22 protein-coding genes are annotated in these 22,530 nt (G+C 64.4%); 9 read left to right on the forward strand and 13 right to left on the reverse strand.

What is annotated here, in order from left to right; all coding sequences use genetic code 11:
* Positions 1-265: 265 nt before the first annotated feature.
* Entirely contained in the window at positions 266-1,267 is a 1,002-nt protein-coding gene (locus JQ566_RS16590) for an MBL fold metallo-hydrolase (RefSeq protein WP_212373525.1), read from the forward strand.
* 39 nt (positions 1,268-1,306) lie between these two features.
* Here the strand turns inward: JQ566_RS16590 and JQ566_RS16595 are convergent, their stop codons facing one another.
* Positions 1,307-1,837 carry a DedA family protein gene (locus tag JQ566_RS16595; RefSeq protein WP_212373526.1) on the reverse strand — a complete coding sequence of 177 codons (531 nt, stop codon included), beginning with the start codon at positions 1,835-1,837 and terminating at the stop codon, positions 1,307-1,309.
* Between the two features lie 275 nt (positions 1,838-2,112).
* On the opposite strand from JQ566_RS16595, the gene parE reads away from it, so the two are divergent.
* From parE to JQ566_RS16615, 4 genes are all read left to right on the forward strand, one after another.
* The gene (gene parE / locus JQ566_RS16600) at positions 2,113-4,152 is read left to right on the forward strand and encodes a DNA topoisomerase IV subunit B (RefSeq protein ID WP_212373527.1); all 2,040 of its coding nucleotides are present in this window, start codon (positions 2,113-2,115) and stop codon (positions 4,150-4,152) included.
* Between the two features lie 404 nt (positions 4,153-4,556).
* Positions 4,557-5,339, forward strand: coding sequence for an outer membrane protein (locus tag JQ566_RS16605; RefSeq protein WP_212373528.1), 783 nt, complete (start codon positions 4,557-4,559; stop codon positions 5,337-5,339).
* A 302-nt stretch (positions 5,340-5,641) separates the two neighbouring features.
* Positions 5,642-5,827 (forward strand): hypothetical protein, encoded by a 186-nt coding sequence (locus JQ566_RS16610; RefSeq protein ID WP_025036050.1) that lies wholly within the window; start codon positions 5,642-5,644, stop codon positions 5,825-5,827.
* Positions 5,828-5,848: 21 nt separating this feature from the next.
* On the forward strand, positions 5,849-6,619 hold the full coding sequence (locus JQ566_RS16615; protein WP_212373530.1) for an SDR family NAD(P)-dependent oxidoreductase: 771 nt from the start codon (positions 5,849-5,851) through the stop codon (positions 6,617-6,619).
* Between the two features lie 114 nt (positions 6,620-6,733).
* Here the strand turns inward: JQ566_RS16615 and JQ566_RS16620 are convergent, their stop codons facing one another.
* The 6 genes from JQ566_RS16620 to JQ566_RS16645 all read right to left on the reverse strand — a co-directional run bounded on the left by JQ566_RS16620 (position 6,734) and on the right by JQ566_RS16645 (position 12,382).
* A complete protein-coding gene (locus JQ566_RS16620) occupies positions 6,734-7,498 on the reverse strand; it encodes an outer membrane protein (RefSeq protein ID WP_212373531.1) in 765 nt (254 codons plus the stop codon).
* Positions 7,499-7,677: 179 nt separating this feature from the next.
* Positions 7,678-8,925: an FAD-dependent oxidoreductase gene (locus tag JQ566_RS16625; RefSeq protein ID WP_212373532.1), complete on the reverse strand. Its 1,248-nt coding sequence runs from the start codon at positions 8,923-8,925 to the stop codon at positions 7,678-7,680.
* A 156-nt stretch (positions 8,926-9,081) separates the two neighbouring features.
* Complete coding sequence (locus JQ566_RS16630; RefSeq protein ID WP_212373533.1) at positions 9,082-9,498, reverse strand: hypothetical protein; 417 nt, start codon at positions 9,496-9,498, stop codon at positions 9,082-9,084.
* 482 nt (positions 9,499-9,980) lie between these two features.
* Positions 9,981-10,199 (reverse strand): hypothetical protein, encoded by a 219-nt coding sequence (locus tag JQ566_RS16635; protein WP_212373534.1) that lies wholly within the window; start codon positions 10,197-10,199, stop codon positions 9,981-9,983.
* A 335-nt stretch (positions 10,200-10,534) separates the two neighbouring features.
* A complete protein-coding gene (locus JQ566_RS16640; protein WP_212373535.1) occupies positions 10,535-10,720 on the reverse strand; it encodes a DUF2158 domain-containing protein in 186 nt (61 codons plus the stop codon).
* Between the two features lie 150 nt (positions 10,721-10,870).
* Positions 10,871-12,382, reverse strand: a complete 1,512-nt coding sequence (locus JQ566_RS16645) for a caspase family protein (protein WP_212373536.1) — start codon at positions 12,380-12,382, stop codon at positions 10,871-10,873.
* A gap of 199 nt (positions 12,383-12,581) precedes the next feature.
* Here JQ566_RS16645 and JQ566_RS16650 point away from each other — a divergent pair, with 199 nt between their 5' ends.
* The 4 genes from JQ566_RS16650 (at position 12,582) to fabA (ending at position 17,214) form a co-directional block, all read left to right on the forward strand.
* Entirely contained in the window at positions 12,582-13,547 is a 966-nt protein-coding gene (locus JQ566_RS16650) for a helix-turn-helix transcriptional regulator (RefSeq protein WP_212373537.1), read from the forward strand.
* 298 nt (positions 13,548-13,845) lie between these two features.
* Positions 13,846-15,354: a DEAD/DEAH box helicase gene (locus JQ566_RS16655; RefSeq protein WP_212373538.1), complete on the forward strand. Its 1,509-nt coding sequence runs from the start codon at positions 13,846-13,848 to the stop codon at positions 15,352-15,354.
* Between the two features lie 167 nt (positions 15,355-15,521).
* The gene (locus JQ566_RS16660) at positions 15,522-16,589 is read left to right on the forward strand and encodes a GGDEF domain-containing protein (protein WP_212373539.1); all 1,068 of its coding nucleotides are present in this window, start codon (positions 15,522-15,524) and stop codon (positions 16,587-16,589) included.
* Positions 16,590-16,683: 94 nt separating this feature from the next.
* Positions 16,684-17,214: a bifunctional 3-hydroxydecanoyl-ACP dehydratase/trans-2-decenoyl-ACP isomerase gene (gene fabA, locus JQ566_RS16665; RefSeq protein ID WP_212373541.1), complete on the forward strand. Its 531-nt coding sequence runs from the start codon at positions 16,684-16,686 to the stop codon at positions 17,212-17,214.
* Between the two features lie 56 nt (positions 17,215-17,270).
* On the opposite strand, the gene JQ566_RS16670 is transcribed toward fabA, so the two are convergent.
* From JQ566_RS16670 to sufC, 6 genes are all read right to left on the reverse strand, one after another.
* Entirely contained in the window at positions 17,271-17,732 is a 462-nt protein-coding gene (locus tag JQ566_RS16670) for a TfoX/Sxy family protein (RefSeq protein WP_212373543.1), read from the reverse strand.
* A 469-nt stretch (positions 17,733-18,201) separates the two neighbouring features.
* Entirely contained in the window at positions 18,202-18,603 is a 402-nt protein-coding gene (locus JQ566_RS16675; protein WP_027572271.1) for a HesB/IscA family protein, read from the reverse strand.
* Positions 18,604-18,652: 49 nt separating this feature from the next.
* Positions 18,653-19,024 carry an SUF system Fe-S cluster assembly protein gene (locus tag JQ566_RS16680; protein ID WP_028177247.1) on the reverse strand — a complete coding sequence of 124 codons (372 nt, stop codon included), beginning with the start codon at positions 19,022-19,024 and terminating at the stop codon, positions 18,653-18,655.
* Entirely contained in the window at positions 19,021-20,268 is a 1,248-nt protein-coding gene (locus JQ566_RS16685; protein ID WP_212373545.1) for a cysteine desulfurase, read from the reverse strand. Before JQ566_RS16685 ends, JQ566_RS16680 begins: the two co-directional genes overlap by 4 nt.
* Positions 20,265-21,569 (reverse strand): Fe-S cluster assembly protein SufD, encoded by a 1,305-nt coding sequence (sufD, locus tag JQ566_RS16690; RefSeq protein ID WP_212373547.1) that lies wholly within the window; start codon positions 21,567-21,569, stop codon positions 20,265-20,267. The genes JQ566_RS16685 and sufD overlap by 4 nt, the downstream gene beginning before the upstream one ends.
* A gap of 11 nt (positions 21,570-21,580) precedes the next feature.
* Entirely contained in the window at positions 21,581-22,333 is a 753-nt protein-coding gene (gene sufC, locus JQ566_RS16695; protein WP_212373549.1) for a Fe-S cluster assembly ATPase SufC, read from the reverse strand.
* Between the last annotated feature and the right edge of the window lie 197 nt (positions 22,334-22,530).

The raw sequence follows: 22,530 nt of genomic DNA on the forward strand, positions 1-22,530 counted from the left end.
CGGCGGCGACGGGCGAACAGGATGGTCGCGGCGTTGATCATGGCGCGCGGCTATAAGGCCAGGGGGTTCCGGGGTCAAGTCCAAATCGGTCAACGCAATGCCGGGCTGCCGCCACAATGTCGCGCCGTGACGGGCAGGATGCGGAGCGGATATCGGCGGGCTGCAGTGGAATTTCCCGTCAGCATGGGGGTTTTCGAGAACGACCGGCGGGATACAACCTCTTCGCCGACTCCGAGCCGTTCGCACCCAGCCTCAGGACATCATCATGACCGAGATCACTCGTCGCGCAACGCTAGCCGGCGCCGCCGCATCGGCGCTCCTGCCTTTCGTGAAGACTTCGCCCGCGAGCGCCGCCGCGCCCCTGGCCGAGAAGCAGAATGCGAGCTTCTATCGCTACAATGTCGGGACCCACCAGGTCACGGTGGTCTGCGACGGTGTTGCGACCGTCAATCTGACCGACAATTACGCCGCCGGCGCCAGCAAGGACGACATCAACAAAGTGTTCGCCGAGCACCACCTGCCGGCCGACAAGGTCACCCACACATTCAACCCGGTTGTGGTCAACACCGGACCGAAGCTCGTCGTCATCGATACCGGCCTCGGTCCCGACCAGTTCACGCAGACCAAGGGAAAGGTCGGCCAATTCCAAAACAATCTCGCCGCCGCCGGCATCGATCGCGCGACGGTCGATACCGTCATCATATCCCACTTCCATGGCGACCACATCAACGGCCTGCTGGCGGCCGAGAACAAGCCCGCCTTCCCCAATGCCGAGATCATGGTGCCGGCGGTGGAATGGAAGTTCTGGATGGACGACGGCGAGATGAGCAAGGGGATGGGCAATCCGATCCTCGAAAACAATTTCAAGAACATCCGCCGCGTGTTCGATGCCCTGGGCCGCAAGGTCACACAATATGAGGCCGGCAAGGAAGTCGCACCCGGTATCACCTCGGTGGCGAGCCCCGGCCACACGCCGGGCCACAATTCCTTCATCGTCGCCTCCGGCGCCGAGAAGGTGCTGGTGCAGGTGGATATCACCGCGGGCGCAGCGTTCCTGTTCGTGAAGCATCCCGAATGGAACATCGCATCCGACGTCGACAAACCGCTGGCCCAGCAGACGCGCCGCAAGCTCTACGACATGGCGATTGCCGAGAAGATGCCGATCCAGGCCTTCCACGCCGCCTTCCCCGGTCTCGTCCGGGTCGAGAAGGAAAAGGACGGCCCCGGCTATCGCTGGATCCCCGCGATCTGGAACGCATCGCTGTAGTCCTCTCCTGACGCCCTGACCGGGCGGCCCGGTGCCCGGTCAGATCACGCGCCAGACCCATTCCATGATCTTGGCGAGCACGTCGCCGAACAGCAGGAGCACGGCCGACCAGATCAGGGCCGAGACGAAATTGGCGGCCTGGAAGCTCCAATAGGGCATCTCGAAGATGCCGGCCGCGAGCGGCACGGAGGCGCGCAAGGGGCCGAAGAAGCGCCCGATGAAGATGCTGGGTATGCCCCAGGTGCGCACGAAAGCCTCGCCTCGGGGCAAGAGTTCCGGATAGCGCGAGAGCGGCCACATCTGGGCGACGTGTTCCTTGTAGCGGTAGCCGAACCAGTAAGAGACCCAGTCGCCCAGCGCCGCCCCGAGGCCGCCGGCGATCCAGACCGGATAGAAGCTGATGCCGCTCACCCCGATCAGCGCGCCGATCGCCACCAGCGCGCCCCAGGCCGGGACCAACAGCGAGATGAAGGCGAGCGACTCGCCGAAAGCCAGCACGAACACGATCGGAGCTGCCCAGGCCTGGTGAGCGCGCACGAAATCAGCCAGGGCGTGCGCAAACTGCTCCATCCAAAATAGCCTTCCCGCCCCGTCTCAAGGTGCTGCTCGATGAAAAGGACTGGTAAGCCAAGGACTTGTGTGACATCAAGTCACAAAACCCGACATGGCTAAGGCCGGGACGTCAAATTGGCGGGAATTAACGGGGGCTGCGGCGTAAAATCGCCGGGATTGGCTCCCAACCCACACCGCCCGGCCCGCCCTGAGGTAACCTTTCCAAGTCAGAAGTGGCATAGTCGGCCTAACCGATTCGCCGCTTTAGCGGCCCTCAAAACGCATCAAGATATATGTCCAAGCAGTTGAAATCCAAAGCGAAAGACGACTTTTTCGGCAGCGACGAGCCAAAGCCCCGCGCCACCAAGGCACCGCGCGGAAGTGGCGGGGAAGCCGATTACACGGCGGCCGACATCGAGGTGCTCGAGGGCCTTGAACCGGTGCGGCGCCGGCCGGGCATGTATATCGGCGGCACCGACGAGAAGGCGCTGCATCACCTGTTCGCCGAAGTCATCGACAACTCGATGGACGAGGCGCTGGCCGGACACGCGACCTTCATCGAAGTCGATCTGAGCGCGGACGGGTTCCTGACCGTGACCGACAACGGTCGCGGCATCCCGATCGATCCGCACCCGAAATTCCCGAAGAAGTCGGCGCTCGAAGTCATCATGTGCACGCTGCATTCGGGCGGCAAGTTCGACAGCAAGGTCTACGAGACCTCGGGCGGCCTGCACGGCGTCGGCATCTCCGTCGTCAACGCTCTCTCCTCGCGTCTCGAGGTCGAGGTCGCGCGCAGCCAGAAACTGTACCGCATGACATTCGAGCGCGGTCACCCGAAGGGCAAGCTCGAGGACCTCGGCAAGGTCAGCAACCGCCGCGGCACGCGCGTGCGCTTCAGGCCCGACACCGACATCTTTGGGCCCAAAGCCGCGTTCAAGCCTCAGCGCCTGTTCAAGATGACGCGCTCGAAGGCCTATCTGTTCGGCGGCGTCGAGATCCGCTGGAACTGCGCGCCCGAGCTGCTCAAGGGCATCGAGGACGTGCCCTCCGAGGCGACGTTCCACTTCCCCGGCGGCCTCAAGGACTATCTGGCGGCCGCAATCCACGCCGACACGCTGGTGCATCCGGACATCTTCTCCGGCAAGTCGGGGCGTAACGGCGCGCATGGCGCCTGCGAATGGGCGGTGGCCTGGACCGCAGATGCCGACGGCTTCCTCTCCTCCTACACCAACACCGTGCCGACGCCGGATGGCGGCACGCACGAATCCGGCCTGCGCAGCGCGCTGCTGCGCGGCCTGAAGGACCACGCCGAGCGCGTCGGCCAGGGCAAGCGCGCGGCTTCCGTCACCTCGGAAGACGTGATGGTGGGCGCCGCCGTGATGCTGTCGGTGTTCGTGCGCGAGCCCGAATTCCAGGGGCAGACCAAGGATCGCCTCGCCACCGCCGAAGCGCAGCGCATCGTCGAGCAGGCGATGAAGGATCCGTTCGACCATTGGCTGTCGGGCAATCCGAACATGGCCAACCGGCTGCTCGACTTCGTGATCGACCGCGCCGAGGAGCGCCTGCGCCGGCGACAAGAGAAAGAGACCGCGCGCAAGACCGCCGGCAAGAAGCTGCGCCTGCCCGGCAAGCTCGCCGACTGCACCGATGCCGGCACCGAGGGCTCAGAGCTCTTCATCGTCGAGGGCGATTCGGCCGGCGGCAGCGCCAAGCAGGCGCGCGACCGCAAGACCCAGGCGGTGCTGCCGCTGCGCGGCAAGATCCTCAACGTCGCCTCCGCCGGCAAGGACAAGCTGACCGCGAACGCGCAGCTCTCCGACCTCGTGCAGGCGATCGGCTGCGGCCAGCTCTTGCATTATCGCGAAGAGGATCTGCGCTATCAGCGCATCATCATCATGACCGACGCCGACGTCGACGGCGCGCACATCGCTTCGCTGCTGATCACCTTCTTCTACCGGCAGATGCCACGGCTGATCGACGAGGGCCATCTCTTCCTCGCGGTGCCGCCGCTCTACAAGCTGACCCACGGTTCGAAGTCGGTCTACGCGCGCGACGACGCCCACAAGGAGGCGCTGCTCCGAAGCGAGTTCAACGCCAACGCCAAGGTCGAGGTGAACCGCTTCAAAGGTCTTGGCGAGATGATGCCGGCGCAGCTCAAGGAGACCACCATGGATCCGAACAAGCGGACGCTGCTCAAGGTGGTGCTGCTCGCCGACGATCGCGACACCACGGCGGACTCGGTGGAGCGCCTGATGGGCACCAAGGCCGAGGCGCGCTTCGCGTTCATCTCGGACAAGGCTGAATTTGCCAGCGAAGAGCTGCTGGACGTCTGACGTCGCACGCTCCCGTCGAATAAGCCCCCGGCTCCATCAGGTCCCGGGGGCTTTTTTATGTGAGGGACGATACCGCCCGTCCCGGCGATTCCTGCCGGAGCGCGATTCGGCCAGCGACTCAGCGGCCCCAAGGCTGAGGCAGGATTGCCTCTCTTTCGGACAATGCCGATTTGCTAACGAGATGTTACCCGAAATCGAATCCCCGGGAGCACATCTAACACACTGTAATATCGGCATTTTTCTGGATTCGCGCGGCCGCGCCGCAAATACCCCCGCACCGGCGTTTTCCAGCGACTGTGCCTGCCCGGCAACAGCATTTCGGCTCGAACCGTCTATAGTTCGGGCATCAGATGACACGGACTTCAGTGCGCTCGCGCCTACAGACCAAGGTTGGGGATTTTAACATGAAGAAGATTTTGCTCGCTCTGACCGCGGTCGCGGCGATGACCGGTTCGGCCTCGGCGGCCGATCTCGCGGCTCGCCCCTACGCAAAGGCTCCGGTGATGGCGCCCGTCGCCAACTGGACCGGCTTCTACGTCTTCGGCGGTGGCGGCGGCGGCCTCTCCAATGCTGACCAGCAGATTGTCGACACCGTCTCGGGTACTCCGCTGACGATCACTCAGCGTCAGGGCGGTTCCGGTTGGTTTGGTACGGTTGGCGCCGGTTACGACTGGCAGTTCAGCGGCACCTGGGTCGCCGGTGTGTTCGCTGACGGTCAGTTCGGCAGCATCCGCGCCACCATCCAGGATCCGATCTTCGGCATCACCGGCAACCAGAAGCTCGAAACCTCCTGGGCCGCGGGTGTGCGCCTCGGCTGGCTGGTCGCTCCGAACGTTCTCTCCTACGTCAACGGCGGTTACTCCGGCGCTCACTTCGGTCAGACCAACTTCACGACGCTGGGTGGTACTCCGGTCGGTGTTCACCTCAATAGCTACGATCGTCATGGCTGGTTCATCGGCGGCGGCGTCGAGAACAGCCTGAACATCTTCGGCGTCACCTCGCCCGGCTGGTTCATGAAGACCGAGTACCGTTCGGCCTTCTACAACGCCAAGACCCAAACCGAGATCCTCGACGCCGGTAACGTGCCGCTCGTTAACAGCGTCCGCGCCAACAGCTGGAACCAGACGATCTCGACCTCGCTGGTCTACCGCTTCAACTGGACCGGTCCGGTCGTCGCGAAGTACTGATCTGATCTCACGATCAAGCGTCAAAGCCCCGGCATCGCCGGGGCTTTTTCATTTTGGGCTTGTCGGCAGTCGGTGCACGCCCTCAGCGAAGACAGGCAGGGGCGAGCTCAGCTTCGATCATCCGCACACCAGCGGTGATCGTCCTGCCCCGCGACCTGCGCTCGATTTCGCCGCGTCGGCTTTCTGCCAGCGCCGCCATTGTATCCGAACCAAAGCTACGGCTAGTCTGACGCCAAGTTTTCGTGGCTGCGGCAATCGTTGATGCCGTCGAGCGCGACAGAAGCGGACCGATGGAGGAATGCATGCGCAGATTTCTGCTTGTCGCAGGCCTGTTTGCAACCGCCCTCGGGCTGCTCTGGATCGGACAGGGCACGGGCACCGTTCCATGGCCGCGATCGAGCTTCATGGTCAACCAGCTGCAATGGGCCGGCTATGGCGCAGCCATGGCCGGTTTCGGGCTGGTGCTGATCTGGCAGAGCAACCAATAGAAGAAACCAGGGAATACAAGCATGACATCCAGCCGATTCGATCTCCGCGGCAAGGTCGCGATCGTCACGGGAGGCAATGGCGGCATCGGGCTCGGGATGGCGCGCGGCCTTGCCGATGCCGGCGCCGACATCGCCGTGGTTGGACGCAACGAGACCAAGTCCGCCGCCGCCGTGGCCGATCTCAGGCAGCGCGGCGTGAAGGCGATTGCCGTCGCCACCGACGTGACCGACAAAGCGGCGGTTGCGGCCATGATCGACCGCGTCGTCAAGGAGCTCGGCCGCATCGACATTCTCATCAACAACGCCGGCATGAGCATCCGCAAGCCGCCGCACGAGCTCGAGCTCGACGAGTGGAACAAGGTGATCGACACCAACCTCACCAGCGCCTTCGTGTGCTCGAAGCTGGCCTATCCGGCGCTGAAGGCATCCGGCAACGGCAAGGTGATCAATATCGGCTCTATGATGTCGATCTTCGGCGCGAGCTTCGCGACAGCCTATGCAGCGAGCAAGGGCGGCATCGTGCAGTACACCCGCGCCTGCGCCAATGCCTGGGCGCCCGACAACATCCAGGTCAACGCCATTCTGCCGGGCTGGATCGACACCGATCTCACGCGCGGCGCGCGGCAGCAGGTCTCGGGGCTGCACGAGCGCGTGCTGGCGCGCACGCCCGCGGGGCGTTGGGGCGACATCGATGACTTCGCCGGCATCGCCATGTTCCTCGCCTCGCCCGCGTCGAACTTCGTCACGGGCACCGCGATTCCCGTCGACGGCGGATTCTCGGTGATGGCCTGAGCGCGGATCTGCACCCACAAGGCTGCACGCAAAAAAGAAGCCCCGGTGGAAGCCGGGGCTTTTGAATTTTGGCAGTGCTCTTTTTTGATCGTTGGTCGCGTTGCGTCGACGTGCTCAGTAGCGGCCGATGGTCGGGGCGTCGAACTTGTAGCTCGCGCGCACGACGGCCCATTGGATGTCACGCGGCTTGGCATCGAAGGTGTAGTTGCCCGCCGTGCCGCCGAGCTGATAGGTCTGGCTGCCGAAGGCAGCATAGTTGTATTCGAGGCCGACGATCCAGTTGCGGGTGACGCCGTATTCCCAGCCCGCGCCGACGGTCCAGCCGTTGGCCCAGTGGGTCTGTCCGCCCGAGCCCGACACACCGACGGTGTCGGTGACCGAGAGACGGTTGTTCACGCCGGCGTAGCCGCCCTTGATATAGAAGAGGTTGTTCTGCACGGCGAAGCCGGCGCGGCCGACGACCGTTGCCAGAACATTGGCACGCCAGGAGAACACGTCGTCACCGGCGCCAAACACGGTGTTGACGACCGTGCCCTTGTTATCAAGCCCGGAGATCGTGCCTTCCACGCCGAACACGTAGTTGTTGGCCTGCCAGTTGTAGCCGATCTGCGCGCCGCCCATGACGCCCGAGTTGCGCTGACGATAGCCCTCTCCCGGGAGCAAATCGCCGAACGCCGCGCCCGTTCCGTTGTTGATGAACTGCTCGTTGGTCCATGCGCCACCGATGTGGCCGCCGACGTAGAAGCCGGTCCAGTTGAACAACGGCTCGACATAGGCCGGCGCCTTCGTGTAGCGCGCACCGAGATCGGCGGCGGAAGCAGCGCCGGTCGAAACCAGGGCCGTCGTGCAGGCGAAGGCGGCAATCAATTTATTACGCATGGTACACCCCGTGTCCTTTGATGGGCGCACGGTCACAGACGGCTCTTACTAAAATTGAAATCAACACGGTTAACGTGGCGGTTGGGCGCGCATAGGCCTGCGAATCCGTCGGCGCTGTTGCAGGCGCGCAACGTGCCGCGCGCGATTTCACGCGGCGTTATCCATACCGAAGTCCTACGCTACGATCCCGGCGCGGCCCGCGAGTGCACGTGCTCGGGCCGCACGCCGAGCGCGATCAGCCGCGCGGGAATGCCCTGCAGCCACGGCAGCGCGGTGATGAGGCGCACGACCAGCGGCACCTTCAACGGCCGGTCGCCGCTCCGCAAGGCGCCGCTGATGAGGTTGTTCTGCACGACCACCTGCATGCGTTGCGTCATCTTCACCGGAAACTCGCGCCGGCGCCTGATAGCATCGAGCTCATCTTCCGACGGACAGCCATGTTGCAGCTTGTCCGCCAGCAGATTGGCCGTCGCGACCGCGTCCTGCACGGCGAGATTGACACCGACGCCGCCGACCGGCGACATCGCATGCGCGGCGTCGCCGATGCACAACAGGCCCGGCTGCGTCCAGCGCGTCAGGCGGTTGATCGCGACGGTGAGCAGCTTGATATCGTCGAAGCTCTTCACCTCCGCGATACCGGACCTGAGGATCGGCGCCATGCGCACGACGTCGTCGAGCAGCGCCTGCAGTCCCCTCGCCTTCACCGCCTCGTGCTGTCCCTTGGCGATGACATAGGCGCATTGCCAATAGTCGCCGCGGTCGAAGGTGATCATCATCTTGCCGGGCTCGACCCGCGCGAACACGTTCTCGGTCTCGTCGGGCCTGCGGCCGGCGCGGAACCAGAGCACGTCCATCGGCGCGCCGATCTCCTCGACCGGAAGGCCGGCGCGCTCGCGCACCGTCGAATGCCGGCCGTCGCAGGCAATGGTGAGATCGGCCTCGATGTCGATGGTGCCGTCAGGCGTCTTTGCCCGCACGCCGGCGATGGTCTCGCCGCGGCGGATCAGATCCACCGCCTCCGTGCTCATCATCACCTTGAGCGACGCAAATCGGCGGCCGGCCTCGCGCAGATAATTCAGGAAATCCCATTGCGGCATGAAGGCGATGAAGGGGTACTTGGTATGGAGCCGGCTGAGATCGGCAATGCGCACCGGCGTGCCGCCGAACAGGCCGTCCATCTTCTGCAAGCGCTGGTGCGGCAGCTTCAGGAAGCCGTCGATCAGGCCGAGCTCGTCCATCACCTGAAGCGTCGAGGGATGCACGGTGTCGCCGCGGAAGTCGCGGAAGAAATCCGCATGCTTCTCCAACACCACGACATCGATGCCGGCCCGCCCCAGGAGATAGCCGAGCATCATGCCCGCCGGCCCGCCGCCGACGATGCAGCAGCGGACCTTCATGGTCTTGCCAGGTTGTTGCCCGGATGTCATTGCCGCCGCGATCCAAGTACGATCGAGATAATAGCGCAATTCAGGCGGAAGGCAGTCTCAATCTGCAGCCATAGCCCGCCGCGGCCGGTTCGCAGCGGCACGAGGTGCCCGGCAAAAGGCCCGCAGAACGCGGGCCTTTGCCTGAGAACGGGGTGACTATTTCTGGTCCTCGTTGCTGGTCCCGGTACCCGGACTGCCGATCGGCAATCCGTTGGGTGCGTGACCGACGCCCATGTTTCGCTCGGCTTGCGCTGCTGCCGGCGTCCTACCGTTTGCAGTTGGAGCCTGAACGTTCGGATTAGTCTGGCCGGTGTTGGTGTTGACGTTGGCCCCGGTGGTGGTGCCATGTGTCCCCATTCCGGATGGGGCCGACGGCCCTGAATTGGCGCTGCTGGATGACGTTCCCACTCCGGCGCCTGAGCTGGCCGCAGATCCGACGCTGGCACCGGCACCTGCGCCCGCCGCTGCACCTGCACCCGCACCACCGCCGCCTGCGCCACCACCACCTTGGGCAAAGGCCGCCGTCGAAAGTGCGGCACAAGCGATGGTCACGAGGATGGATTTGCGGATCATGGATCGTCTCCCTGGTTTGACGGACAATCCAGGGACCCGAGGAGTTGTTCCTTCCGCGGGGAAGCGATGTTCGCTTGCCTCAGGGCTTTGACGACTTCCGTTCCCATGGGCGTTTGCCATCGGCATCGCGATCCCATGGTCGAGTGATCGGAGCTACCCTCTCATCCTCGGCGGCTCTCGCACGGTCTGCTTGGACGCGTTCGCGGTCGGTGAGTGGCGGTGTGGGGACTGGAGTCGTTTGGGCCAGAACCGGAAGCGTCGTAAGGAACGCGACGATGATGAATTTTGTCATCCCCGGCTCTAGCACTTTCGCCTTTGGCCTGTCCGATTTAACTTCGTCCACGCCGTAAGGTGATCCCGTCACAATCCACCGGCCGAACGGCGCATCAATTATGACTCCGGTTCGCGCTGCGAAAGCTCTAATCGGTTTCGCCGATAAGCTGTAGCGGCCGCGCGCTCCCTTAAGGGTTGCGCATCGCAAATCACCTCTTGAGCTCCTTGAGCAATGCAACGCGCTTATCATTCAATTCGCTCAGATATTGAGCATTTGAAAGCTGCGTCTCCTGCCAGTCGATGCGATCTTCCGCGGTCCAGAGGTAGCACTCGCGATCGAAGCGAGCCTTCTCCGCCACATCGAAGTCCGTGTAACGTTTGATGTCACGCTCCACCTCGTCCAGTTGCTCCTGGATAGTCTTTGGCATCAGCCGTCCCTTGGCCTTTGCCTCCAGCCGGTCGCAATCCTCGGCTCAATCTAAGCGGTTGGCAACATTGGTTTGCTCAGGGATCGGTAGGTAGACGCATTGTTCGATCATAAAGGTTATCGTGTACGATTGTCCTGATCGACGCGATATCTGTCACGGAGCCATTCACTCCCTCAGGGTCACCACGCTGCTCTACCGGTCGCGCTGCTGCGAATTCGCTTGGAACGGATTCATTGATTGAAAAGCTGAGCATGGCCAGCTTGGCGGTCACGGGCAGCAAAACTCCCGACGTGGAAGCGCCGGGAGCAATTCAAATCGGTAGCTACGGAACCGAGCTATCCTGCATCGGCTGCGGCCCCTTCAATGACGGTGAGCATGTAGCTCGGAAATGTCGAAGAGCGCAGCTCGCCTTTCAGGGTGAACCACTGACAATCGATGTTATCGCCGCTGATCGAGTGAACGGTCATAAGTGGGCCGCCGGATCGAAGGCGAACGCGATAGCCAAGCTTAATGTCTGGCATGAGGAAACTCCATTGATAAAGAAACACTTGAACATAACTTATGGTTGCATCAGGTGCAACTTGGCCTAGGAGAGAGCACTTCCGGCTCTGACCCGGCCGGTCTAACTATCAGAGTCACGACAACCCTGCTGGCGGCGACGCTGCTGAGTATCAATTATGACTGCGGTTCGCGCTGCGAAAGCTCTTGATCTCCGAGACGCTGCCGTCGCGATAGGTCAGCTCCACCGAGACGGACTGCGTGCTCGGCGCGAGCTTCATGTAGAGCGGCATGCCGACGGTGATCGCGCCGGGGTCGCGCATGTCGCAAGGCGGCATCTTCAGCACCTGGTTGGGCACGGCGGTGTCGATGCCGATGCGCACCTCGCGGATGGCGCAGCGGTAAGACACGAGGTGCGTGTAGTAGACCAGCAGCCCGTTGAACTCGCGGAACGACAGCCAGCTCGTCGACGTCATGTCGAGCATCTTGCGCTGGTCGCGGATCAGCGCGGCCTCGGGATCGAACCGGATCGGGAACGGTCCCTGCATCTCGCCGGACTGATCGACATAGCGGACCTCGATGGTGCCGGCCTGCGCATCCGGCGGCAGCTCGATCGACGGGTTCGGCATCCGCTTGCGGGTGCGCGGATCGAGCGTGTCGATGAAGCCGGTCTCCCGGAAATCGCCCTTGCCGGCCATGCGCCAGGAAATGCCGAGCGTCGGATCGGCGAAGGAGAACGTCACGCTCCAGCCGCCATTGTGCCGCGAGAAGCTCGCGATCGGCGCGTTGATCGTCTCCTCCCTCGGCATCTGCGGCACCGACACCGGCGGCAACGCCGCAAGCTTCTGCGGCGGCTCGGCTGGCCGCGCGGCGGCATCCTTCGCCATGCCGCTGAGGAAGACGTCGTCGACCATCTGGTCGAAATAGACCGGCACCTGCCTGTGCTTGACGGTGTCGGCCATCTCGCTGACCAGACGGCGGGTGCGCTGCGCCACCTGCACCAGGTTCTCGCCGGGCTGCAGCAGCTCCCTGGCGAAAGTGCGCGTGAACACCGAATTGGGGTTGGCGTCGTCATTGGACAGGCGATCGAGCGCGGTCTGGCGCGGTCCTGCCGAGAACACCGAGAACACGCCTTCGGGCAGTTGCGTCATCGGCGCGAGCCCGCCGCCGCCGGCGACCGCGCGGGTGCCCTTGCGCTCGAACGGGTTATTGCGGCAGGCGTCGAACACCAGGATGGAGGTCCGCGCCTTCTTGTTCTGGAGGCGCTCGACGATGCGGTCGGCCAGGATCGAGGCGTCGCGCACCAGCTCTTCCTGTCCTTCCGTCGCCGCCGGCACGTCGGTCGGCAGCAGGTAGTTCTGGCCGGCGATCTCGAAGCCGTGGCCGGCATAGAAGAAGAACGCGGTGTCGCCCGGCTCGATCGCCTTGTCGAACGCGAGCAGCGTCTCGGAGAACTGCTGCCGGTTCTGGTTCTCGGCGACCATCACCGAAAAGCCGAGCTGCTTCAGCGTGTCACCCATGGTGCGGGCGTCGTTGACCGCCTTGAGCAGCTTCGGAACGTTCCTGTAGTCGTTGTTGCCGACGACGAGCGCGACGCGCTTCTCGGCATGGGCGGGAGCTGCGAAGCCGCTCAGGCTCGCCGCGAGGCCAAGGGCCGCCAGAATTCTGAAAAGCCGACGCGTCATCGCATGATTTCCCGTTGCCAAACGGCCCTACGCCGATTCCTTCGAGCAGCAGTCCATGGCCCCCTGCCGCTGTGTGATAGTCGGGCCAGATGCAATGACGGTTCAAGCGGCCAGGGCTCCGATTGCACCATCGGGCTATGGCAGATTCCGCTGGAATCTGCTTCTTCTAGGACAATTTCGCCGGAAGCGAGGGGCTGCCGTGTTGCGCTGGTGTACGGACGAGGTGGAGCCGCATGACCGCTTCGACTATTGGCGCGAGGTGCGCGCCAAGGGACTGTTCGGCGTCACCGCCGAGCTCGAGCGCGAACGGCGCGCGGACTTCTTCGGCGAATTCTCGCTGCGCCAGCTTGGCGGCGCCGGCCTCGTCGAGCTGAAGGCTTCGCCCTACGCGGTCGAGCGCAGCACGTCGGACATCGCCAACGCCCCGGGTGACGCGATCTGCGTCTACCAGCAGCTCGGCAGCGGCGGCTGGTTCGGCGGCATGCGCACAAGCGACTTTTCAATTGCCAACGGCAGCTTCGCCACCAGCCATACCGACCTGCCCTACCGCACCGCGCCGCTGGGCGCCGGGGGCTTCCATCTGCGGATCCTGAAGATCCCGATGAGCAGCATCCCGGCGCAGGACAAGCGCATGCGCGAGCTGTCGCCGCGGACCTTCAACGATCCGGCCCTGGCGCCGCTGCTGGCTGCCTGCTTTGCCGATCTCGGCGAGGCTGCCGCGGATGATGCGGCCTCTGTGGCCCAGACCTCCCTGGTGCAAGCTTTGGCCCATCTGGCGCTGATCGAGCGCGGCATCGTGCGGCCCGGAAGCCGGCGCGGCCAGGCCGCGCTGCGGACCGCCCGCCTCTCACAGGCCCGGCGCCTCATCGCGCGCCACCTGCAAGACCCAGATCTGGCGCCGACGATGGTGGCCGATCAGCTCGGCGTGTCCGTGCGTCACCTGCACATGCTGTTCGAGATGGCCGAGAAGAGCTTCTCGCAGACCGTGACGGACGAGCGCCTGACACAGAGCCGCCGCCTGATGCGCGAGGCGCCGGAACGGCTGATCGCCGACATCGCGAGCTCCTGCGGCTTCGAGAGCCTGGCAACCTATTACCGGGTCTTCAACGCCGCCTATGGCATGGCCCCGGGCGACTTCCGGGCAAAGGCTTCGGAGGAGCATTAGCCGCCAACCGGGCGGCTGCGGCCGGGGCGCCGGAGGAGCGGAAAATTCAAGCCGCGCCCGTAATTTGGGCAAAAACCTCAGGGTTTTTAGGGCCTTCCCGCGCCCGCTCCATTGACTTTGGCCAATTCCCCCCTATGTTCCGGGGCGACGCGGCTCAGATCGAAGTCCGATTCTCGAGCCTGGCGCTTTGTCCGCGTGAGTCAGCACCCCCAGCTTCTTCGAGAGCGCGCCGTTTCGGGGTGGAGCGCGACAGCCTTATTACCCTCGATTCCGAACGGCGGTTTCGACCAGAGGCTCAATGTCCTTTTCAAATCTCGGACTGTCCGAAAAAGTCCTCGCCGCAGTGGCGGCCACCGGTTACACCAATCCCACCCCCATTCAGGAACAGGCGATCCCCCACGTCCTCGCACGCAAGGACGTGCTCGGCATCGCCCAGACCGGCACCGGCAAGACCGCAGCCTTCGTCCTGCCGATGCTCACCATCCTCGAAAAGGGTCGAGCCCGGGCGCGCATGCCGCGCACGCTGATCCTCGAGCCGACCCGCGAGCTCGCGGCCCAGGTGAAGGAAAACTTCGACCGCTACGGCGCCGGCCAGAAACTCAACGTCGCCCTCCTCATCGGCGGCGTCTCCTTCGGCGACCAGGATGCCAAGCTGATGCGCGGCGTCGACGTGCTGATCGCCACCCCCGGCCGCCTGCTCGACCATACCGAACGCGGCGGCCTGCTGCTCACCGGCGTCGAGCTGCTCGTCATCGACGAAGCCGACCGCATGCTGGACATGGGCTTCATTCCCGACATCGAGCGCATCTGCAAGCTCGTCCCGTTCACGCGGCAGACCCTGTTCTTCACCGCGACCATGCCGCCGGAAATCCGGCGCATCACCGAAGCCTTCCTGCACAATCCGCAGAAGGTCGAGGTCTCCAGGCCCGCCACCACCGCCGTCACCGTCACGCAAGCCCAGGTGCCCGCCGGACGCGAGGCGCACGAGAAGCGCGAGCTGCTCCGCCGCCTGCTGCGCGAGGCCAAGGACCTCAAGAACGCGATCATCTTCTGCAATCGCAAGCGCGAGGTCGCGATCGTTCACAAATCGCTTCAGAAGCACGGCTTCAGCGTCGGCGCGCTACATGGCGACATGGACCAGCCGGCCCGCATGGCCGCGCTCGACCAGTTCCGCAAGGGTGAGCTGCCGCTGCTCGTCGCCTCCGACGTCGCCGCCCGCGGCCTCGACATTCCCGAGGTCAGCCACGTCTTCAATTTCGACGTTCCCCATCACGCCGACGACTACGTCCACCGCATCGGCCGCACCGGCCGCGCCGGGCGAACCGGCACCGCGATCTCGATCGTGACACCGCTCGATCAGAAGTCGATGGCGGCGATCGAAAAGCTGATCGGCCAGAGCATTCCGCGCGCCGAAGGCAATTACGAAGTCCCGGCCGAGGCCTCCGATGCGGGCGAGCGTCCGCGCGAGCAGCGCGGTCGTGAACGTTCACGCGGCGGACGCGGCAAGCCGCAACGCGGCGAGCGCCGCGATCACGGCCGCGAGCGCAGCCACGAGCCGCGCGAAGCGCGTGGCGAGGCACGGCCCGCCGCCGAGGCGAGGCCTGCACGCGAGGCAAGGCCTCCGCGCGAAGCCAGGCCATCATCCGAGCCGCGTCATGGTGCGCGGGCGCAGGCCAACAATTCGCATGTGCCCTCGATCGGCCGTCCCGAGCCGCGCCGCCAGCGCGAGATCGACACCGAGCCGGGCGATCATTCGCATCTGCCGGCGTTTCTGCTGCGGCCGGTTCGCTCCCCCGCAGGCGCCTGAAGCGCGACGCGCGCTCCAGGTTTCGGTTGAGCAAACCCGCCGCACAGTTTTTTAGATGCATTCGTGAACGTATATTTACGGGGCGTTCACGATCGTCCGTTAGCCTACGAACATAATTTAAGCATTGCTGCGGTCGATGGCGCGCCGACCGCTGTGGGGTATGTTCCGTGATCAAAGTGCTCGACGAACACGAACGCACGATGGCGTTCGCCGAGGTGGCGCTCGGTCAGATCCGATCGCTTCGACAGACTGCAATTCCCCGCAACTACGAGATCTGGTACGTCTACGCCACCGGCTACAACGCGCCGCTCAACAAGATCATCAACGAGACGCTGGCGCGCAGCGGCAAGCTGACCGAAGCCGATCTCGAGCAGATCTACGAGACCTATCTCTCCCACATCAAGACCACCGACCGCATCGACAAGGTCGGCGCGCGCGTCATCGGCGAGATCGACGACGTGATGAAGGTCTTGGGCGAGGCGCTCGGCATGACCGGCGCCTACGATACCAGCCTGTCGGGCGCGACCGAGAAGCTGTCGTCGGCCAAGAGTCGCGACCAGATCAAGGCTGTCGTCGAGGCGCTGCTGCGCTCGACCAGCGAGATGCGCCAGACCAACAAGGCGCTGGAAGACCGGCTGACGCTGTCGAAGAACGAGATCAGCAATCTCCAGCAGAGCCTGGAAGCGATCCGCGCCGAAAGCCTGACCGATCCGCTCACCGGCCTCGGCAACCGTAAATATTTCGACCGCATGATCGGCATGGCCGTCCAGAGCGCGCTCGCCTCCGGCGAGCCGCTGTGTCTGCTGCTGTTCGACATCGATCACTTCAAGTCGTTCAACGATTCCTACGGCCATCTCACCGGCGACCAGGTGCTGCGGCTCGTCGGGCTTTCGCTGAAGCAGACCATCAAGGGCCAGGACATCACCGCGCGCTATGGCGGCGAGGAATTCGCGGTCGTGCTGCCCAACACCGCGCTGCGCCAGGCACTCACGGTGGCCGACCACATCCGCCGCGCCGTGATGGCGAAGGAATTGAAGAAGAAATCGACCGGCGAGATCCTCGGCCGCGTCACCATCTCCGTCGGCGTCTCCATGCTCAAGGAGGGCGACGACACCGACGCGCTGATCGAGCGTGCGGACGCCTGCCTCTACGCCGCCAAGCGCAACGGCCGCAACCGCGTGATCTGCGAAGCCGATCCGGAGTACGCGGTCGAGACGCACAGCCGGGTGGCATGAGACGGCTCCCGTCCGTGCTTGACTTTCCAGACTGACGACCGACATCTTCCTCGCCGCCGTGGCACCTGACCGCGAGCATCGAGGACTGATCGCCTTGCCCAATCCTCATGATTTCCATACGCCGCAACCCTCCTACACCAGGGACGAGCTGCTGAGATCGAGCGAAGGCGGCTATTTCGGCCCGGACAATGCGCAATTGCCGGCACCGCCGATGCTGATGATGGACCGCATCACGGAGATCAGCCTCGACAACGGCGAGTTCGGCAAGGGCCATGTCGTCGGTGAGCTCGACGTCACACCAAGCCACTGGTTCTTCGATTGCAACTATCGCGGCGACCCGATGATGCCGGCTTCCTTGGGCCTCGACGCCATGTGGCAGATGATTGGCTATTGGCTCGGCTGGTCGGGCTCGCCGGGCAAGGGCCGCGCCATCGGCGTCGGCGACGTGGAGTGCACGGGGACCATTACACCCGATACGAAATGCGTGCGTTACGAGGTCGCGATGCGCATGGTCCGGCGCGGCAAGCTGGTGCTCGGAATTGCCGACGGTCGGGTGCTTGCCGACGGCACCTGCGTTTTCACGGCCAAGGACATGAGGGTCGGCCTGACCAAGGCCGTGGATTGAACGTCAGGTCCTGTGGGCAAAAGCGCGCAAGCGCTGTGCTCACCATTTTTCCAGCATTACCGCCGTGAATGGTGGGCACGCTTCGCTTTGCCCACCCTACGCACCGTCTTCTTGGCTGGCCGCTTCTTGGCAGCGGGCTTCTTCGCCGCCGCCTTTTTCGCTGCCTTCTTCACCGCCTTCTTCCCCTTCGGCCGCTTCTTCACCCTGGCGCGCTGGGCCGCGGCGAGTGCTGCCCTCGCCCATTGCGCAAGCTCGGCGGAATCATCGAACAGGCGCGCGGGCAGCTCCCAGTAGGAGTTGACCACCACGATCTTGGCGCGGGTCGAGTACTGGAACGGCTTTGAGCCTTCGGCCTCGAAGTCCGGAATGGTCATCTCGTCGGCGCGGAAGAACAGGCCGGCACGGAGCGACAGCGCGAAATTGACGCCGTCGGCGGAGATGCCGTAGCCGGAGAACATTTTTCGGATGGTGACCGGGCCGAAATCGGCGAACAGGTCGATCAGGAATTCGCGGTCCATGGCCGAACTGTCTCCCCAGCGTCGTCCCGGTCTTGTGCGCAATTGCGCACTGGCGTCGGGACCCATAACCACAGGGAGCAGTTTAGCGAACACTGCCAATCGTGCCAGTGTTGGTACCGACACCGCCTATCATCGAGAGATCACGCGGTATGGGTCCCGGCGTTCGCCGGGACGACATCTCGTATAATGCGAAGGACGAGCCTCAAGCTCCGCTGTCGTCCCGGACAAGCGCGCCCAAAGCGCGCGCAGATCCGGGACCCATAGCCACAGGGCGTGGTTTGGCGAAGACTCGGAGTTGCCAGCCCGCGCGACAGTTTTCTGCTGGGAGTATGGGTCCCGGATCAGCGCGCGCTGCGCTCGCTTGTCCGGGACGACACCGATCGTGTTGTGCCAGCATGCCCTACGCCGCGCGGATATTGCCCAGGAAGGTTCGCCGGGACGACGGCAGCATGATTGGCGCGAGCTTGGCTTACCCGTCGATCTTGGCCGGCCGCAGCTCGACCGATTCGCCGCAGCCGCAGGCGGAGACCTGGTTGGGATTGTTGAAGACGAACTGGGCCTGCATCTTATCGGCCTTGTAGTCCATCTCGGTGCCGAGCAGGAACAGCACGGCCTTGGGATCGACCAGGATCTTGACGCCCTTGTCCTCGACGACCTCGTCGGTCGGGCGGATCTCGTGGGCATATTCGACCGTGTAGGACTGGCCGGCGCAGCCGCCGTTCTTCACGCCGACGCGCAGGCCCACGATCTCCGAATCCGCGCGCTGGGTCAGCTCGGTGATGCGCTTGGCAGCAGCGTCCGTCAGCCGCATCACCTGCGGGCGCGGCCGCCGCGGCTTCGGAGTGGAGGATGCTGGTGTCGCCTGGGTCATGTTATTTATGTGGTCCGTTGCGGAGCGAATTCAATGCGGGCTGAGGCCGTCACCACATGTTGAGCACGAGGCGCGCCTCGTCGCTCATGCGTTCCGGCGACCACGGCGGTTCCCAGACGACCTTGACGTCGACCACGCCGACGCCAGGGACGCTGGCGACCGCGTTCTCGACCATGGTCGGCAACTCGCCGGCGGCCGGGCAGTTCGGCGTCGTCAGCGTCATCAGCACGTCGACCGAACGGTCGTCCTTGATCTCGACCTTGTAGATCAGGCCGAGCTCGTAGATGTCGGCGGGGATTTCCGGATCGAACACGGTCTTGAGCCCGGCAATGATCTCGGTGGTCAGCCGCTCGGTCTCCTCCGGCGGCAGCGCCGAATGAGTCTCCATCGGATTGGCTTTGATTTCGGCCGTGTCACTCATGCGAACAAATCCCGCGCCTTCAATAGCGCCTGTGCCAGATGATCGACTTCTTCCCGCGTATTATACATGCCGAACGAGGCCCGGCAGGTGGCCGTGACGTTGAACCTCTCTAAAAGCGGCATGACGCAATGCGTGCCCGCGCGCACCGCGATGCCCTGGCGGTCGATCACGGTGGCGACGTCGTGGGCATGCGCGCCCTTGAGCTCGAAGGAGATCACCGGGCCCTTGCCCCGCGCCGTACCGATCAGCCGCAGCGAGTTGATCTCGCGCAGGCGCTCCTGGGCGTAGGTGGTGAGATCGCGCTCGTGCGCGGCGATGCGCTCCTTGCCGATCGAATTCACGTAGTCGATGGCCGCGCCAAGGCCGATCGCTTCGACGATGGGCGGGGTGCCGGCTTCGAATTTGTGCGGCGGATCGCCATAGGTGACCCAGTCCTTGGCAACCTCGCGGATCATCTCGCCGCCGCCGTTGAAGGGCCGCATCGCGACAAGGTGCTCGTGCTTGGCATAGAGCGCACCGATGCCGGTCGGGCCGTAGATCTTGTGGCCGGTGAACGCGTAGAAATCGCAGTCGAGATCCTGCACGTCGACGGGCAGATGCACCGCGCCTTGCGCACCGTCGACCAGCACCGGAATGCCGCGATCATGGGCCAGCCGCACCACCTCCTTGATCGGAACGAACGTTCCGAGCGCGTTCGACATCTGGGTGATGGCGACCAGCTTGGTCTTCGGCGTCAGCAGCTTCTCGAACTCGTCGATCAGGAAATTGCCCTCGTCATCGACGGGCGCCCATTTGATCACTGCGCCATGGCGTTCCCTGAGGAAATGCCAGGGCACGATGTTGGAATGGTGCTCCATGATCGAGAGGACGATCTCGTCGCCTTGCTTGATGTTCGGCTCGCCCCAGGACGACGCCACGAGGTTGATTGCCTCGGTGACGTTGCGGGTGAAGATGATTTCCTCTGTCCGGCGGGCGTTGACGAACTGCGCGACTTTTGCCCGCGCGCCTTCGTAGGCCTCCGTCGCGGCATTGGCGAGGTAATGCAGGCCGCGATGCACGTTGGCGTATTCGCTCGTATAGGCCTGCGTCATGCGGTCGAGCACGGACTGCGGCTTCTGCGCGGAGGCTGCGTTGTCGAGATAGACGAGCGGCTTGCCGTAGACCTGCATGGCGAGCGCCGGAAAGTCCTGACGCACGCGCGCAACGTCATAGGCCCCGTTCTTGACTGCCGGATGCGTGCTCATGACCGCCGCTCCAGCCAGCGCTCGGCGATGCCGATCACGTGCTCGCGCAACGTATCATCGGCGATCTGCTCGATCGCCTCGCCGACGAAGGCCTGGATCAGCAGCGCCTGGGCCTGCTTCTCGGGCAGGCCGCGGGCCTTCAGATAGAACAGCAGGCTGTCATCCAGCGCGCCGGCGGTGGCGCCGTGGCCGCAGGAGACGTCGTCGGCAAAGATTTCCAGCTCGGGCTTGTTGTCGGCCTCGGCTTCGTCCGAGAGCAGCAGCGCACGGGTCATCATCTTGCCGTCGGTCTTCTGCGCGTCGGGACGGACGATGATGCGGCCCTGGAACACCGAATGGGCGCGATCGTCGACCACGGCGCGGAAGGTCTCGCGGCTGACGCAGTTCGGCACGGCATGGTCGACGACCAGCGTGGTGTCGCCATGCTCGGTCTTCTGCAGCAGGTTCACGCCATTGGCCGCGAGTTCGCTGCCCTCGCCCGAGAACGTAATGAAGCCCTGCAGGCGGCTGACCGCAGCACCGGTCGTCATGTTGAAGAAGTTCAACTTCACATTGGCGCCGACGGTGACGAAGTGCGACGAGACGTTCATCGCGTCGGGCGCATCGTCCATCAGGCGGATATGGGCGACGTCGGCATTGTCGCCGATCGAGACGATGACGGCGTCGTTGACCTGGTAGGTCTTGGCGCCGGCGGCGACGAAGCTCTCGATGATGGTGGCGCGAGCGCCCTTCCCGACCACGACCTGCGAACGGGTGACGGCCGAGGCCGAGGCAGCGGCCGCAACATGGATGATCTGGATCGGCGCAGTGAGCTGCGTGCCATCCGCGATCGACAGCGCCACGCCGTCGGTCGCCAGCGCCGCGTTCAGCGCGATCACGGCATCGGTGGACGCGGTCCTGAGCAGACCGGCATCCTTGTCCAGCGACTCGCGCAGCGTCTTGAGGCTCGCTTCGGAGGCGAGCGCCTTCACGTCGGAGAGATCGGCCGCGAACACGCCGTCGACCAGCACCAGCTTGCGGGCGCCCGCGATCGCATGCGCCTTGACCGCTTCCGCGGCGCGCTTCAGCGCGGCCGCATCGGGCGCGGCTGCCAGCGGCAGCACCTCGCCGACCAGCGCGCGCAGGTCGGTGTATTTCCATTCCTCGATCCGGCGGTGCGGCAGGCCGAGACGCTCATAGGTCTCGAACGCCTCGCGGCGCACTGCTGCCACTGCCGGCGAACCCGGCAGGCGGCCTTCGGCGCTGGCGAAGAGATCGCTCACCGCGCGGCCGTTCCCGGTCTTTGCCACAGCAACGTTCATCACAAAATTCCTTACGCGGCATCCTCGAACTGGGCGTAGCCGGAGGCTTCCAGCTCCAGCGCCAGATCCTTGCCGCCGCTCTTCACGACACGGCCCTTCGACATCACGTGCACGAAATCGGGCACGATGTAGTTCAGCAGCCGCTGATAGTGGGTGATGACGACCATCGCGCGTTTGGGCGAGCGCAGCGCGTTGACGCCGTCGGCTGCGATGCGCAGCGCGTCGATGTCGAGGCCGGAATCCATCTCGTCGAGGATGCACAGGCTCGGCTCGAACAGCGCCATCTGCAGCACCTCGTTGCGCTTCTTCTCGCCGCCGGAGAAGCCGACATTGACGCCGCGCTTGAGCATGTCCTGCGGGATGTTCAGCGACTTCGAGACCTCGCGGACCTTCTTCAGGAAGTCCGGCGTCGAATATTCGCTCTCGCCGCGCGCCTTGCGCTGCGCGTTCAGCGCGGTGCGCAGGAAGGTCATGGTGGCAACGCCGGGAATCTCGACCGGATACTGGAACGCCAGGAACACGCCCTTCGCGGCGCGCTCGTCCGGATCCATCTCGAGGAGGTCCTCGCCCTTGAACAGGATCTGGCCGTCGGTGACCTCGTAGCCGGGCTTGCCGGCGATGACGTGGGAGAGCGTCGATTTGCCTGAGCCGTTCGGCCCCATGATCGCGTGCACCTCGCCCTCGTTCACGGTCAGCGTCAGCCCGTGGAGGATCTCACGCTCCTCGACACGAACCTTCAGGTCTTTCACTTCAAGCAAAGGCATCTTGGTACCCAGTCTATTCAATTGATGTTGGAGCGCGAGGTGCGCACCGCTGGGGTCGGCGATCAGCCAACCGACCCTTCGAGCGAGATCGAGATCAGCTTCTGCGCTTCCACCGCGAATTCCATCGGCAGCTGCTGCAGCACGTCCTTGACGAAGCCGTTGACGACGAGGCCGACCGCCTCTTCCTGGCTGAGGCC

Source organism: Bradyrhizobium sp. SZCCT0231 (assembly GCF_018130245.1).
Classification (GTDB): domain Bacteria; phylum Pseudomonadota; class Alphaproteobacteria; order Rhizobiales; family Xanthobacteraceae; genus Bradyrhizobium; species Bradyrhizobium japonicum_F.

Coding starts and splice junctions, on each gene's coding strand:
- JQ566_RS16625 (WP_212373532.1), bottom strand. CDS start 8,925: ATGACATCCGGGCAACAACCTGGCAAGACCATGAAGGTCCGCTGCTGC.
- JQ566_RS16595 (WP_212373526.1), bottom strand. CDS start 1,837: ATGGAGCAGTTTGCGCACGCCCTGGCTGATTTCGTGCGCGCTCACCAG.
- JQ566_RS16640 (WP_212373535.1), bottom strand. CDS start 10,720: ATGCCAGACATTAAGCTTGGCTATCGCGTTCGCCTTCGATCCGGCGGC.
- JQ566_RS16655 (WP_212373538.1), top strand. CDS start 13,846: ATGTCCTTTTCAAATCTCGGACTGTCCGAAAAAGTCCTCGCCGCAGTG.
- JQ566_RS16590 (WP_212373525.1), top strand. CDS start 266: ATGACCGAGATCACTCGTCGCGCAACGCTAGCCGGCGCCGCCGCATCG.
- JQ566_RS16630 (WP_212373533.1), bottom strand. CDS start 9,498: ATGATCCGCAAATCCATCCTCGTGACCATCGCTTGTGCCGCACTTTCG.
- JQ566_RS16675 (WP_027572271.1), bottom strand. CDS start 18,603: ATGACCCAGGCGACACCAGCATCCTCCACTCCGAAGCCGCGGCGGCCG.
- JQ566_RS16685 (WP_212373545.1), bottom strand. CDS start 20,268: ATGAGCACGCATCCGGCAGTCAAGAACGGGGCCTATGACGTTGCGCGC.
- JQ566_RS16670 (WP_212373543.1), bottom strand. CDS start 17,732: ATGGACCGCGAATTCCTGATCGACCTGTTCGCCGATTTCGGCCCGGTC.
- JQ566_RS16645 (WP_212373536.1), bottom strand. CDS start 12,382: ATGACGCGTCGGCTTTTCAGAATTCTGGCGGCCCTTGGCCTCGCGGCG.
- JQ566_RS16615 (WP_212373530.1), top strand. CDS start 5,849: ATGACATCCAGCCGATTCGATCTCCGCGGCAAGGTCGCGATCGTCACG.
- JQ566_RS16605 (WP_212373528.1), top strand. CDS start 4,557: ATGAAGAAGATTTTGCTCGCTCTGACCGCGGTCGCGGCGATGACCGGT.
- JQ566_RS16635 (WP_212373534.1), bottom strand. CDS start 10,199: ATGCCAAAGACTATCCAGGAGCAACTGGACGAGGTGGAGCGTGACATC.
- JQ566_RS16680 (WP_028177247.1), bottom strand. CDS start 19,024: ATGAGTGACACGGCCGAAATCAAAGCCAATCCGATGGAGACTCATTCG.
- JQ566_RS16610 (WP_025036050.1), top strand. CDS start 5,642: ATGCGCAGATTTCTGCTTGTCGCAGGCCTGTTTGCAACCGCCCTCGGG.
- sufC (WP_212373549.1), bottom strand. CDS start 22,333: ATGCCTTTGCTTGAAGTGAAAGACCTGAAGGTTCGTGTCGAGGAGCGT.
- JQ566_RS16620 (WP_212373531.1), bottom strand. CDS start 7,498: ATGCGTAATAAATTGATTGCCGCCTTCGCCTGCACGACGGCCCTGGTT.
- sufD (WP_212373547.1), bottom strand. CDS start 21,569: ATGAACGTTGCTGTGGCAAAGACCGGGAACGGCCGCGCGGTGAGCGAT.
- parE (WP_212373527.1), top strand. CDS start 2,113: ATGTCCAAGCAGTTGAAATCCAAAGCGAAAGACGACTTTTTCGGCAGC.